The organism is Aurantiacibacter marinus (assembly GCF_001021555.1).
Classification (GTDB): Bacteria; Pseudomonadota; Alphaproteobacteria; order Sphingomonadales; family Sphingomonadaceae; genus Alteraurantiacibacter; species Alteraurantiacibacter marinus.
On sequence record NZ_LDCP01000002.1, the window covers coordinates 636,373 to 650,469 of the forward strand.

Sequence of the window (14,097 nt, forward strand, 5' to 3'; positions counted from 1 at the left end):
CATGGGGCAAGGTCTTCCCAATTGAAACCCCTAGCTTTTGTCCATGTTGTGCAATTGCCGTCAGGCTGCGCGGCGAACCCGGTTGCGGCCACTTTCCTTGGCTTTGTAAAGTGCTGCATCTGCCCGGGCAAGCAACCCGTCACCGTCATCGCCGGCTTCAAACTGGGCCAGACCGATGCTGACCGTAATATTGGGCAGTGACGATCCCTCGATCCCCCGCTCGACAGATTGACGCAGCCGCTCTGCAAGGGCGCGTGCAGCTGCGGCGTTGATGCGGGGAAGCAGCCAGACGAATTCTTCGCCTCCGATGCGCCCGACCAGATCGCCTTGCCGCGCCTGTCTCCGCGCCAGTTCGGCCACCTGCACGATCACTTCGTCTCCGGTCTGGTGTCCGTGGGTGTCGTTCACCAACTTGAAATGGTCGATATCGAACATGATCGCCGTCAGCGCAGAACCATGCTGCTGTGCCACATTCACCATATTTTCCAGCCGGCCGAATGTGCAGCGGCGGTTGGGCAGGTTGGTCAACGGATCGGTGTTGGCCAGTTCCTGCGCTTCCTTTGCCAATTGCACTGCCCTGCCCCGCGCCAGATCAAGCGCTTGTTCGCGGTGCACCTGCTCCGTCACTTCCATTGCCGCGCCAAAGATGGCGATGCGGTTGCCTTCATTGTCGAATTCGTTGAGTACCGAAATGCGCAGGATCCGCTCGGCACCTGCCGGCGGCTTGATGCGATAATCGAAGGAGAACGGCTCCCGCTCCTCCCGGTTGGACGTAACCTTGCGAAACATGGCGGTGCTGCCATCCGGTAGAAGATGGCTTATATCTCCCGGATCGGGCGCCAGATCCTCAGGCAATCCGTGAATTGCCAGCATTCGCCGTGACCAATCCTGCTCGCCCGTAAGCATATCCAGCCGCCACCTGCCGATACCTGCCAATTGCTCCGCCAGATCGAGCAACATCAGGTTTTCATGCATGGCGGAATTGCGACGGATCAATTCAAATTGCAGGTCTTCGCGCTTCATCAGGATCGCCGCCAGTGGCAAGGCGGTGGCCAGCATGGTGAACAGCCAGCTTTGCAACTCCAGCACAGCGCTGCCGATGGAACCATCATGCATCAGCAACGGGCTTTGCCCGCCGAGACCGAGCACGCTTGCCACGGCAATATAGCTCAGCAAGGTCATCGCAATTGCCGGGTGGCCAAAGCGCACAGCCATGCCGATCATCGCTGCGACCAACAGCGGCATCAGCGTGATGGCATTCACCTGCAAGGCCAGCGCCGCCAGAACCGCGCATCCGCCCAGAGCAAGCAGCAATGCCGGGTCGACCGCTATTCTTCCATCATTGTGCCAACGCACAATCACGCTGCGGGCATGGAGCAAAGCGGGAGTTACGATCAAAATACCCAGCACATTGGCCAGAAACCATGCACCAAATTCAGCAAAAGACTGTTCCGGCCGGAATGGCAGCACGAGCGTGGCGCCCACCAGGCAACTGGCAATTGCCGATCCGAACAGTCCGATAACGTGGGTAACCCGGCGCGGAATTGCGGTCCGGCTGCCAAGAACTTTCCGGCTCAGCGCGGCGCAGATGGTTGCTTGTGCGACGGCAGAAACGGCGCCTGCGAAAGCGATCACAAGTGATGTGCCGACCAATGCCCCGACGATAAACTGCACAGGCAACAACCCTGCCACAAGCAACGGCCATTGTTTGCGCGGGATATGGCGGAACGCCGCCACTGCAACCCCGCTTGGTGCCCAGAACAGCAGGGCCGTCCCCAACCCGTCGCGCACGAACAGGCTGCCCAGGGCAACAATCGCCCACAGGGCGCTGGCCAAAAGCGTCTCGCGCAGCGGCTGAAAAGGTCGCAAATTCAATTCCCCAAAGGTCTCTGCCTCGGAGGTCTAATCCGCTATGGTGTCGATGCGTTGCAGCCAACCTTACGCGAAACTGCGTAACGCCGGTTAAGCGGCGACCCGCCGACCTTCGCCCAGTTCCAGATTGAGCATTTCTGCCAGCAGAAACGCCAGTTCCAGCGATTGCGCCGCATTCAGACGCGGATCGCAATGCGTGTGATAGCGCGAAGACAGGCCTTCATCGGTAATCGCCACAGCGCCGCCGGTGCATTCGGTCACGTCCTGTCCGGTCATTTCCAGATGGATACCGCCAGCATGGCTGCCTTCGGCCCGGTGGACCGCGAAGAACCCGCGCACTTCGGCAAGTATCCGATCAAACGGACGGGTCTTGAAGCCGCTGTCCGCCTTGATCACATTGCCGTGCATCGGATCGCAGCTCCACACCACCGGATGCCCTTCACGGGTAACGGCGCGCACCAGAGGCGGCAGCCCCTTTTCAACCTTGTCGTGTCCGAACCGGCTGATCAGCGTAATGCGGCCCGGCTCCCGCTCAGGGTTAAGGACGTCGAGCATTTGCAACAGGTCTTCTGGATCAAGGCTGGGTCCGCATTTCAGGCCGATCGGATTGTTCACGCCGCGCAGGAATTCAACATGGGCACTGTCCATGAAGCGCGTACGATCACCGATCCACAGGAAATGGGCGGAGGTATCGTACCAGTCGCCAGTGATGGAATCCTGCCGCGTCATCGCTTGCTCGTACGGCAGCAACAATGCTTCGTGGCTGGTGTAAAAGCTGGAGGTTTTCAGCTGCGGCTGGTCTTCAATATCGACCCCGCAAGCCTCCATGAAATCAAGTGCTTCGCCGATGCGGTCGGCAATGTCCTGATATTTGTCCGACCACGGGCTGCGGCCCATGAAATCCAGCGTCCAGCGGTGCACTTCGCGCAAATTGGCGTAACCACCGCCAGCAAAAGCGCGCAGCAGGTTCAGGGTGGCCGCAGCCTGCGAATAGGCGCGGATCATGCGCTGCGGATCATTGCGCCGGGTTTCCGGCGAAAATTCGATGCCGTTCACATTGTCACCGAAATAACTCGGCAATGTCATGCCGTCTTTTGTTTCGGTGTCAGAGCTGCGCGGTTTGGCGAACTGGCCTGCCATACGGCCCAGCTTCACAACCGGCATCTTGCTGGCAAAAGTCAGGACAGCAGCCATTTGCAGAATAACGCGGAAAGTGTCGCGGATATTGTTGGCGCTGAATTCGGCAAAGCTTTCAGCGCAATCGCCGCCTTGCAGCAAGAACGCCTCTCCGGCAGAAACCTTGCCCAATTCACCCTTCAGCTTGCGCGCTTCACCGGCGAACACCAGCGGCGGAAAGCCGCCCAGTGTATCGGTTGCATCCGCAAGAGCGCCTGCATCCTGATATTCGGGAAGATGCTTTGCAGTGAAGCTGTCATGCTTCCAGCTAGCGGGTGTCCAATCGTGTGCCACGGCAATTCCATCGTCAATAAAGCGCCCGTCCCCGGCGGGTCGCGAACTGTCAGATTTGCGGGGAAGCGACAATTCCTACAGCCACCTCCCCCTGCGCGCAAAGGTTACTTGCGAAATCTTTGGTTCGCCGCCCACTAGATTGGCTTTGCCCTATCGGCCCGAAGGTGTGTTGCCCGTTGCATTTGCACCGGGCACAATCTGCAATTGCCAGCCGGGCCGGGCCAGATACTGTGCCGCCAGCGCCTGCATTTCTTCCACGGTGGCCTCGTCATAATCGACATAGATCGTGGGCAGATAAGCGACACGGTTTGCGTCGAACGCAGCGCCCTGCAACTGGTTCAGCCAGAACGTGTGCCCGGTTTGGGCGCGCAGCAGATACTGCCGTGATGGTTCTACCACCCGCTCAAGTTCGTCTGGTGTGGGGCCGTTCGCGGCCAGATCATTCGCGATCGATTGCGCTTCGTCGAAGAAGGCTGGCAGCAATGGCGGTTCGATCTGCACAAGTGCGAACATTACCCCGCCAGTGTCCACATCCAGTGGCCACCTGGCAGAAACGAAGGGCGAATACGCCGCCCCCGCGCGTTCCCGCAAACCATCCAGCAGACGGTTGGAGAATATTTGCGACAGCAATTCCAGCTTGCGGCTGCGGACAATTCCTTCGGACCCGCCGCCAAGCGGCCATGCGATCACAGCGGCCGCCTGATCGGCATCGCCGCCATGGGTCAGCACCTGTGGCTGCGCCCCGGCTTCGGGAAAAGTCACACCGCGCGCTGCGACATCTGCAGGCAAAGGCTCACGCAGGTTCATCGCGCCAAATGTGCGGCTGAGCGCGCCGATCGTGGCTTCACGGTCGATATCGCCGAATACGGCCACTTCAACCGGGCCTTGCGCCAGCAGACGTTCCCACACCTCGCGGAAGCCGTCCGGTGTTGCGGTCTGCATTTCGGCCGGTGTCGGCGTACGGAAGCGCGGGTCCTCACCGCGCAGCAAGTAGTCCAGATCGCGGTTCAGCACGCCATTGGGATCACGGCCATAACTATCATAGGCCAGCAAGGCAGATGCACGTGCGCGCTCTACCGGATTGGGGTCCCAACTGGGCATCGCCAGCTTGGCAGCGAACAGATACAGCTGCTGCTCCAGATCTTCCTGCCTGGTCAGGCCCTGGAAAACAAAAGTGCCGTCATCGATTTCAAAGTCGAAGCCGAGCTTCCGGTCAGCCGCGATGCGGTCGAGAGCGTTCTGGTCGAGCGGGCCGATGCCGGAGTTGACCAGCGCAATGGGACCGAGTTCGGCATAGATCGCTTCGTCACTTTCGAACCCGCGCCAGCCAGCGCCAAAGCGCACCCGCACAGTGATACGGCCCGGTTCATTATCGCGGCCCATCAGCAGGGCACGCACGCCATTGGGGAACGTCAGCCGTTCTGCGCCCAGCAGGCCGAGAGGCTCCCGGCTGACAGGCAGGGTGGGATTTCCGATAACGGGCAGATCGGCAAAATTTATGGCTTCGGCATCGTCACGCGCCACACCGCTGGCGATCACCGGAGTACTCAACGCCGCGAGCAACTGCGCCTCGGTTGCCTCACCCGGTGTCGGGGTCAGCATGACGGAGCGAACGACATCGCCTTCAAACAGGGCCTGCGTTGCTGCAAGCACATCTTCAGGCGTAAAGCGGCTGGCAATAGAGCGGAACACCTCAAGGAACACTTCGGGACTGGCGACCGCTTCGCGAATATCGACAGCTTGCACGATCTGGTCTGCCAGCTGCGATCCGGCCTGGATCCTGGACTGCTCAACCGAATTGACAAAGGCGACGTCGAATGTCGCGACCGCCTGATCGATTTCTGACTGTGCCGGAGGCTGCGACAAGGCATCGGCAATTACCGAGCGAACATCGTCCAGCGCCGTTTCCCAATCGTCGGTCAGCGGAGCATAGGTGACAAATGTGCCATCAACCGAACGGCTGATCTTGTCCCGGCCAACGCCTGCGAACAGAAAAGTCCCTCCGGCGCGGGCGCGGTTTTCCAGCCTGCGGTTGACCACGGCCAGTCCCACTTCGCCCAGCAGGTTACGGCGGTTGTATTCCAGGTTGTCGATTACTCCGACCCATGGCCGCATGATCGCATAGGTTACAGCACGCGGCTGGCCCGCTTCCACGATCACGCCGACTTCGCCCACCGGATTGGCCGGATCAGCCCCGGCAGGAGCGACTGGATCACCGAAGTCAGGCGCTGGCACGAAAGGCCCATCGCCTTGCCATCCGGCGAAATGGCGTTCCACGACAGCGGCAAGAACCTGCGGATCGGCATCACCAACCAGCACGACAACGGCATTTTCCGGGCGATACCAGCGGCGGTGGAAAGCGCGCACGGTATCCGAAGTTGCGCCTTCAAGCGTTTCGACAGTCCCGATTGGGCTGCGTTCGGCCAACTTTTGTCCGGCAAAGAATATGGCGGTCGTCGCTTCGGCAACGCGCCGCTGCGGCCCGGCCTGCTCGCGCCGCTCGCTCAACACAATCGGCACGTCGGCCGCAAGATTGGCTTCTGACAGCGTGGGCGCAATCACCATGCCGGCAAAACGCCGCACGCTGTCATCGAGCGTGGTACGGTTGGCGTTCGGCAGATTGAGATTGTAAGTCGTCGCCGTCGGGCTTGTCGTGGCGTTGGTGTCATAACCAAAACTTGCACCCAGACGCTGGAAATGGGCAATCGCCTCGCCCGGCCCGAAGGTGGACGATTCGCGGAACACCAGGTGCTCCAGCAAATGCGCGAAGCCCCGTTCGGTGTCTTCCTCGTGCAGTGATCCTGCATCTATGCGCACGCGCAGACTGATCTGGCAGGGCGGCACATCGTTTTGCCGCACGGCATAGCGCACGCCGTTGGGCATTTCCCCGAAAAGCCACTGCGGATCGACCGGAATGTCCGTTCCGCGGTAGATCCACGGATCGTCCGGCATCGCATATTGCGGCTGGTCGGCCTCGGTCGCCCGGATAATGCAGTTTTGCGCCTGGACCGGTGCCGCAATGGGCAGCAGAATCGCAAACGGGATGAAAAGGCGCGTCAGGCGGGAAAGAAAGGTCATAGCGCCTCATTAGCTGGGCAAGGAATGAAGGTCCGGTGAATACAGGGGAAGAATTGCTTGCGCCACCCTGCACCTAATCCGTCTTGTCGGCAGGTCTCCCACCCCCTACATTCCAATGCATGTTCATTGAAACCGAAACCACGCCCAACCCCTCCACTCTGAAGTTCCTGCCTGGCCGCGCAGTGATGCCTTCCGGCACCCGCGACTTTGCGACCCCGGAAGAGGCTGAGGCCAGCCCGTTGGCGCAAACCCTGTTCGATACCGGCGAAGTGACCGGCGTGTTCTTCGGTTACAACTTCGTGTCCGTAACGGCCGCGCCCGGTGTCGCTTGGTCTGATCTGAAGCCGCAGGTGGTGGCCGTGCTGCTCGATCATTTCGTGTCCGAGGCGCCGCTGTTTGCCGGCGGCGACGCAAGCGGCATTGCCGTTCCGCCAGAGGCTGACGATGCAGAAATCGGCAATGATGACGGTACTGAAGATATCGTGGCGCAAATCCACGAATTGCTCGAATCTCGTGTCCGCCCCGCTGTTGCCAGCGATGGCGGCGATATTCGTTATCGCGGATTTCGTGATGGCGTGGTCTTCCTGCAAATGCAGGGCGCCTGTTCGGGCTGCCCCAGCTCCACAGCAACGCTGAAGCACGGCATCGAAGGGCTGCTGAAGCATTATGTTCCCGAAGTGAAGGAAGTGCGCGCGGCTTAGGCAGGTCTACGTGACAAAGCCCGTGTGAACTTATCGGGCGGTGCTGCGTTATTGGCGCAGACCTTCCTCATCATCTCCGCAGGAGCATCCCCCAATGTCCGATACACTGAGCGATTCCGCTCTCGACCGCATTTTCCGTGAAGCGCGAACTCCGAATGGCTGGCACGACAAGCCCGTGACGGAGCAGCAGATACACGAAATCTACGAACTCATGAAAATGGGCCCGACATCTGCCAACCAGCAGCCGGGCCGGTTTGTGTGGGTCACATCGGACGAAGGCAAAAAGAAACTCGCCGCTTGCGCGTCGGATGGCAACAAGGACAAAATCCTTGCCGCGCCTGCCACTGTGATCATCGGCTACGATCTCGACTTTCACGAGCAATTGCCGTGGCTGTTCCCTCATACAGATGCAAAAAGCTGGTTCGAAGGCGACGAAGATGCCCGCAAGGAAAGCGCCTTTCGCAATTCTGCATTGCAAGGTGCCTATCTGATGATCGCGGCGCGCGCATTGGGCCTGGATTGCGGTCCAATGTCCGGCTTCGACAAGGAAGCAACCACCAAGGCATTTTTCGCAGATCAGCCGCGCTACCGCGCCGATTGGCTGTGTTCTCTCGGCTATGGCGACATGACCACGGTTTTCGATCGCAGCCCGCGTCCGGAATTCGGCACCTTCAATAAAGTGGTCTGATCATCTAAGCGCGCAATTGTATGCTGACACTGGCAATAGATTGCGCGACCGAAGCGTGTTCCGTGGCGCTGTTCGATGGAACAGCGCTGCTGGACGGGCGCTTTGAACTCATCAACCGCGGACACGCCGAAAGGTTGGTTCCGATGATCGCCGAATTGCCTGACAAAGGCCGGGCGGGACGCATTCTCGTCTCGCTCGGTCCCGGCAGCTTTACCGGCGTTCGAATCGGGCTTGCTGCGGCACGGGCCCTGGGGCTCGCCTGGGGCGCGACGGTTCTTGGCTATCCCACGCTCACCATGGTCGCAGCACGCGCATCGCAGCCCCGACCCCGGCCTGTCACCGTCTGCATGGCGGGCGGGCACGGTGAATATTTCATCCAGAATTTCGCCACCGGCACGCAGGGCGATGACCAGGTCCGCTCGCTTTCGCCCGAAGAAGCCGCGCTGGCCTGCAGCCACCATGTAATTGCAGGCAACCGGGCGAGGGAACTTGCGGAGATGTTGGGCGATGGCCGGATCGCTCTTGATCTTTTGCCCGATGCCCGCGCAGCCTGTCTGCTTCACGAGTCCCGGCTTACCGCCGATCTAACCCCGATCTATGGCCGCCCACCCGATGCAAAACCCCAGGTGAAGGCATGATAGACGATCCGGTCGATGCAATCATGGCAGTGATGTGTGAAGCCTTCGACAGCACTTACGGCGAAGCTTGGAACAGGCGGCAGGTGACCGATGCACTGGTCACGCCCAGCACACACTATACATTATCCGGCCAGGACGAAGGCGGACCGATCATCGCAGAGCGGACCACCGGCTTCACCATGTCGCGCCATGCAGCCGACGAAGAAGAACTTCTGCTCATTGCTGTCCGCCCAGAGTTTCGCGGCAAAGGTATTGGCCTGAAGCTGCTGGAGGATTTTGCGGAAAAATCAAAAAATCGAGGTACAACAAAGATTTTTCTCGAAATGCGTGCGGGAAACCCTGCCGAACACCTCTATCGGAAATTTGGCTTTGTACAGGTTGGCCTAAGACCGGGATATTATCGCGGAGCTGTTGGCGGCCCGTTGGATGCAATTACTTTTGCATTAGAATTAAATTAGCCGCGATCATTTCATTATGGATCGCGTCTCTTTTGAAAATTGCGAATCATGGTGTTCTCAGACTGTATCGAAGCTTGAATATCGCAAATAAATGCGGCAAGAGATTGCGCAGTTCGTTCCGTCAAAAGAGAACGAATGATAATATCGGTTCGCAATTTCAGAGGTAATAATGGATATACTTGAATCCGACACGAATGAGATGTTGATCACGCTCACCGCGGACATCGTCACAGCTCAGGTCGCCAATAACAGTGTCGAGTCCGACACGATCCCCGCTCTCATCCAGAACGTCTACGCTGCGCTTTCCAGCCTTGGCGAAGAAGACCGCGTCGAAGAACGGCCAGAGCCAGCGGTTTCCGTTCGTGCTTCGGTAAAGAACGACCACGTCGTCTGTCTGGAAGATGGCAAGAAGATGAAGATGCTGAAGCGGCATCTGATGACCGACCATGGCATGACGCCTGACGAATACCGGGAGCGGTGGAATCTACCCGCCGATTATCCGATGGTCGCCCCGGCATACGCTGAAAAGCGCCGCGAACTGGCCAAGAAGATCGGTCTTGGTCGCAAGCCCGGTCAGAAGCGCGGACGCAAGAAAGCAAGCTGATCGAGCCAATCGATTGCATCCTCCGTATTCTTGATACGGCCCGATGCTTGAGTGAAGCGCCCCGTGCCTCTAAGGCTACGGGGCGTTTCCTTTTTCGGGAGTTCCATTTTCAGGGGGTTCCCACAGACACTCAGGCGGGCCAATATACTCACATGATCGACCTTGAAGCTCTATGCGCCGAACGCGGCCTTCGCATCACGGACCAGCGGCGCACTATTGCCAAGGTTCTGTCCGAAAGCGACGATCATCCCGATGTGGAAAAGCTGCACGCCCGCGCTTCGGCAGTCGATCCGAAAATTTCCATTGCAACGGTTTATCGCACCGTACGCCTGTTTGAAGAGGCCGGCATTCTGGACCGGCACGATTTCGGTGATGGCCGCGCACGTTACGAAGCTGCGCCAGAGGCCCACCACGATCACCTGATCGATGTGGAAACCGGCAAGGTCGTGGAATTCGTCGATCCCGAACTGGAGGCGCTCCAGCGCCAGATTGCCGAGAAACTCGGCTATCGCCTGGTCGATCACCGGATGGAACTTTACGCCGTCCGCCTCGACCGCGAAGAAAAGAACTGAGCGTCACCCGCTTGAATCAGACAATAGCTCACGGCGAAGCGCGCATCCCACCTATCGGCTATTTGCTGATTGGTCTGCGCCTGATCGGTATGCTCGCTTTGCTGCTCGTTTGCGTGCCGCTGCACTATCTGTGGCGCCTGTTTGGGCTGGACCGGATGTGGCCGCGCGTTTTTCTGGCCGGTGTCGGCATGTGCGCCGGACTGCAGCTGCGCCGTCATGGAAAGCGCGTTCCGGGCGCCTTGCTGCTGTCCAATCACGTCAGCTGGCTCGACATTCTCGGCCTCTCGCACGCCGCGAACAGCGCCTATGTCGCGCAGGACGGGCTGGCGCAGTTCGGCTTTCTGAAATGGATGTGCTCGATGAACGAAACGGTGTTCATCGCCCGCGATCGCCGCGCCGATGTTGCCCGGCAAGCGCAGGCCATTCGCGCGGCCATGGACCATGGCGGCACGCTGACCCTGTTTCCCGAAGGCACGACCAGCGATGGCACCGACCTGCTGCCGTTCAAATCATCGCTGCTGGGCGCGCTGGAACCGCTGCCCGAAGGCGCAGTGATCCAGCCGGTCCTGCTCAGCTATCCCGAAGCGCGCGATATCTGCTGGATCGGTGACGAGCCGGGGCTGGACAATTTCAAGCGCATTCTGGCGCGGACACGGCCCATCCGGCTGAACGTGCATTTCCTCAGCCCCTTGTCGGGCGAGGAACTGACGAACCGCAAGACCATGACCGCCGCCGCGCGGGAGCGGATTTCGCAGGCTATGCTTTAAGTCGCGGGGCTTTAACTCGCGGGCGAATTCCCGTAAAGGCGCGCCAATCATGAAACCGACAGACACACCCAAGACCTACCGGGTCAAAAGCTTCGGCTGCCAGATGAACGTCTATGATGGCGAGCGTATGGGCGAATTGCTGGAGGCCAAGGGCATCACCCTCGCCCCCGAAGGCGAAGAAGCCGACCTTGTCGTGCTGAACACTTGCCACATCCGTGAAAAGGCGACCGAAAAGGTCTATTCCGACGTTGGGCGGATCGTGAAAGCTGGCCGCAAGGCGGGCAAGGACCCGATGATCGCGATTGCCGGCTGCGTGGCGCAGGCAGAGGGTGAGGAGATCATGAAGCGCGCCCCGGCAGTGGGCATGGTGGTCGGTCCGCAGGCTTATCACCGCTTGGGCGACATGGTCACCAAGGCCGCTGCGGGCGAACGCTCTACTGACACCGATATGCCGGAAGATGCGAAATTTGCAGCCCTCCCGGCGCGGCGCAAGGTTGCTCCGTCTGCGTTTCTCACGGTGCAGGAAGGATGCGACAAATTTTGCACCTATTGCGTGGTACCCTATACACGCGGCGCGGAAATATCGCGGCCTTTCAGTGCATTGGTAGACGAAGCGAAAAGGCTGGTCGAAGCCGGAGCGAAAGAAATCACGCTGCTCGGTCAAAACGTCAACGCGTGGTCAGGCAGCGATTACGCAGGCCACGCGGTAGGGCTGGAAGGCTTGATCGGAGAGCTGGCGAAAGTCCCCGAATTGCAGCGCCTGCGCTATACCACCAGCCATCCGGCAGACATGCACGAAGGGCTGATCGCCGCACATGGTGAGGTGGACAAGCTGATGCCGTACCTCCACCTCCCGGTGCAGAGCGGATCTGACCGTGTGCTGAAAGCCATGAATCGCAGCCACACGGCCGAAAGCTATCTCAAACTGCTCGACCGTTTCCGCGCAGCCCGCCCCGATATTGCCCTGTCAGGCGATTTCATTGTCGGCTTTCCCGGCGAAACCGATGCCGAGTTTGAAGAGACGCTGCAAATTGTTGACGCGGTGGGATATGCGCAGGCCTACAGCTTCAAATATTCGCCCCGACCCGGCACGCCGGCAGCCAGCATGGACGGTCAGATCGCGATGGAAGTGATGGATGAAAGGCTGCAACGCCTTCAGGCCCATCTGAACCGCGATCAGCAGGCCTTCAACGAGGCGAGCCTTGGCAAGACCTGCGATGTGCTGATCGAACGCAAGGGCCGCAAGCCCGGCCAATGGCTGGGCAAATCGCCTTGGCTGCAATCGGTGTTCTTCGAGAATGAACTGGCGATCGGTGACATGGTGCGCGCTGAACTGGTGCAGGCTGGGCCAAGTTCATTGCAGGGGCGGTTGCTGGAAAGCGTTTCCGCTTAGTTTAGCGGTTGCAAAGGCGCATCAGGGATTACCGTTTCGAAGGTGTCCTTGGTCATCTGTGCAGGTTCTACCGTCGGATTGGAGGCATACTGGCCCTCGCCGAATGGCACACGTGCGACGCCGCCTTCGATACCGCCGCCGTACACAGTTACTGCGAGATCACGCCAGCCGTTTGTGCTGGCTTCAAACACGCCCACAGGCAGCTGTGAGACAGACAATGATCCTAGGCGATCAAGTCCCTGTCCCGTCCTTTGCAGCACTTCGAGCAGACACCCGCCTGTTCCGCACAGCATCGGTCCGCCGACATAGGCAAGAATTTCATCTTGCCCGTCCCCGTCCAGGTCTACCTCGCCAACGGAATAAAGAATAACGCCAGAATCAGCGTAGTTCTCGGCAATCCACGCAGTCACTGCCGGATCGGGTTGCACCGCGGCAGGCTCATCCGGAACGACCTCGGCAACGCTGCCATCAGCAATAATCTGGTCAGTACTGTCATCTGTTTCAGCCGTGCATGCTGTCAGTGCCATGCCAGCGATAGTCGCCGTAAATATCCGCTGCATCAGACCGAAGCTCCCTTGCATATCTTCTCATATTCCCCGCCGCCGGCGCAGTGGCCGCTGCATGGAACCGCATACCAAAAGCGGCATTAACTCGCTTCCGCCGGAGTAAAGCTACCACAAATCGGGCAGGACGACGACTTTTACACCGCGAAACAGAGCCACATAGCTTGCCAGAATGCCCGCGCGGCCTATCTTCAATTCTACAGTTCGAAAGGAATAGATGGCCCGCAAAGTTCATAAAGCCGGCGAGATGAACCACGGCCTCGCCGCCACCATCGCCCATTCGGCGCAGGATCAGGATCAGTCCGGTCGCGCCCGTGTTGAAGTGGCATTTGACGAACAGGCTGTCCTTGGCGCCTTGTTCGGGCAATTCGATGCAAACCTTGTGCAGATCGAAAATCGCCTTGGCGTGTATATCGCCGCGCGCGGAGACAAGGTCGTTATCGAAGGCGCGGCAGATGAAGTCGCCCGCGCCCGGGATGTGCTGATAAAATTGCATGAAAAGCTGCTGACCGGCGAGGAGATGGACGCAGGCGCAATCGACGCGCTGATCACCATGTCCGATCAGCCGACGCTGGAAGGCATCATAACCGGCGATGCCAAAGCCCCCCCGATCATGATCCGCACGCGCAAGAAAACCATCACCCCGCGCAGCGCCATGCAGGCCGATTACATGCGTGAACTGGCCAGCCGCGACATTATTTTCGCGCTTGGTCCGGCAGGGACGGGCAAAACCTATGTCGCGGTGGCGCAAGCCGTCAGCCAGCTTATTACCGGTAGCGTGCAACGCCTGATCCTGTCCCGCCCCGCTGTCGAGGCTGGCGAGCGGCTGGGCTTCCTGCCCGGCGATATGAAAGAGAAGGTCGATCCGTACCTGCGCCCGCTTTACGATGCGCTGTATGATTGCATGCCGCCCGAACAGGTGGATCGCCGGATCGCCAGCGGAGAGATCGAAATTGCACCGATTGCCTTCATGCGCGGCCGCACGCTGGCGGATGCCTTCGTGATCCTGGATGAAGCGCAGAATACCACGCGCGAACAGATGAAGATGTTCCTCACCCGTTTCGGTCAAAACAGCCGCATGGTGGTGTGCGGCGATCCCAAGCAGGTTGATATTCCCGGCGGCGACCGGATGAGCGGACTTGCCGATGCGGTGCTGCGTCTTGAAGGTGTCGAAGGTGTCGGAGTTACGCGCTTTACCGCCGCAGATGTTGTTCGCCACCCGATCGTAGGCCGGATCGTGGAAGCTTATGAGGGCGAAGATGCCCTTCCCTGACCTTGACCTGGCCTGACCAG

Annotated in this window: 13 protein-coding genes; 9 read left to right on the forward strand and 4 right to left on the reverse strand. The window is 59.6% G+C overall.

Annotated features, from left to right (window positions below; translation table 11 throughout):
- Window positions 1-60: 60 nt before the first annotated feature.
- From AB731_RS13675 to AB731_RS09510, 3 genes are all read right to left on the reverse strand, one after another.
- Window positions 61-1,869: a sensor domain-containing diguanylate cyclase gene (locus tag AB731_RS13675; protein WP_052768960.1), complete on the reverse strand. Its 1,809-nt coding sequence runs from the start codon at window positions 1,867-1,869 to the stop codon at window positions 61-63.
- A gap of 93 nt (window positions 1,870-1,962) precedes the next feature.
- The gene (locus AB731_RS09505) at window positions 1,963-3,342 is read right to left on the reverse strand and encodes a class II 3-deoxy-7-phosphoheptulonate synthase (RefSeq protein ID WP_047093315.1); all 1,380 of its coding nucleotides are present in this window, start codon (window positions 3,340-3,342) and stop codon (window positions 1,963-1,965) included.
- Between the two features lie 150 nt (window positions 3,343-3,492).
- Complete coding sequence (locus AB731_RS09510; protein ID WP_047093314.1) at window positions 3,493-6,420, reverse strand: M16 family metallopeptidase; 2,928 nt, start codon at window positions 6,418-6,420, stop codon at window positions 3,493-3,495.
- Between the two features lie 119 nt (window positions 6,421-6,539).
- On the opposite strand from AB731_RS09510, the gene AB731_RS09515 reads away from it, so the two are divergent.
- The 8 genes from AB731_RS09515 to miaB all read left to right on the forward strand — a co-directional run bounded on the left by AB731_RS09515 (window position 6,540) and on the right by miaB (window position 12,241).
- Entirely contained in the window at window positions 6,540-7,121 is a 582-nt protein-coding gene (locus AB731_RS09515; protein ID WP_047093313.1) for a NifU family protein, read from the forward strand.
- Between the two features lie 94 nt (window positions 7,122-7,215).
- Window positions 7,216-7,809, forward strand: a complete 594-nt coding sequence (locus AB731_RS09520) for a malonic semialdehyde reductase (protein WP_047093312.1) — start codon at window positions 7,216-7,218, stop codon at window positions 7,807-7,809.
- Between the two features lie 20 nt (window positions 7,810-7,829).
- Window positions 7,830-8,447, forward strand: coding sequence for a tRNA (adenosine(37)-N6)-threonylcarbamoyltransferase complex dimerization subunit type 1 TsaB (tsaB, locus tag AB731_RS09525; RefSeq protein WP_047093311.1), 618 nt, complete (start codon window positions 7,830-7,832; stop codon window positions 8,445-8,447).
- Entirely contained in the window at window positions 8,444-8,905 is a 462-nt protein-coding gene (locus tag AB731_RS09530) for a GNAT family N-acetyltransferase (RefSeq protein WP_047093310.1), read from the forward strand. The genes tsaB and AB731_RS09530 overlap by 4 nt, the downstream gene beginning before the upstream one ends.
- Before the next feature lie 169 nt (window positions 8,906-9,074).
- A complete protein-coding gene (locus AB731_RS09535; protein WP_047093309.1) occupies window positions 9,075-9,509 on the forward strand; it encodes a MucR family transcriptional regulator in 435 nt (144 codons plus the stop codon).
- A gap of 152 nt (window positions 9,510-9,661) precedes the next feature.
- The gene (locus AB731_RS09540; RefSeq protein ID WP_047093308.1) at window positions 9,662-10,081 is read left to right on the forward strand and encodes a Fur family transcriptional regulator; all 420 of its coding nucleotides are present in this window, start codon (window positions 9,662-9,664) and stop codon (window positions 10,079-10,081) included.
- Between the two features lie 11 nt (window positions 10,082-10,092).
- Window positions 10,093-10,848: a lysophospholipid acyltransferase family protein gene (locus AB731_RS09545; RefSeq protein WP_047093307.1), complete on the forward strand. Its 756-nt coding sequence runs from the start codon at window positions 10,093-10,095 to the stop codon at window positions 10,846-10,848.
- A gap of 49 nt (window positions 10,849-10,897) precedes the next feature.
- A complete protein-coding gene (miaB, locus tag AB731_RS09550; RefSeq protein WP_047093306.1) occupies window positions 10,898-12,241 on the forward strand; it encodes a tRNA (N6-isopentenyl adenosine(37)-C2)-methylthiotransferase MiaB in 1,344 nt (447 codons plus the stop codon).
- Here the strand turns inward: miaB and AB731_RS09555 are convergent.
- Complete coding sequence (locus AB731_RS09555; protein ID WP_156167427.1) at window positions 12,238-12,801, reverse strand: hypothetical protein; 564 nt, start codon at window positions 12,799-12,801, stop codon at window positions 12,238-12,240. The genes miaB and AB731_RS09555 overlap by 4 nt on opposite strands.
- A 220-nt stretch (window positions 12,802-13,021) precedes the next feature.
- On the opposite strand from AB731_RS09555, the gene AB731_RS09560 reads away from it, so the two are divergent.
- Window positions 13,022-14,077, forward strand: coding sequence for a PhoH family protein (locus AB731_RS09560; RefSeq protein WP_173425745.1), 1,056 nt, complete (start codon window positions 13,022-13,024; stop codon window positions 14,075-14,077).
- Window positions 14,078-14,097: the final 20 nt, after the last annotated feature.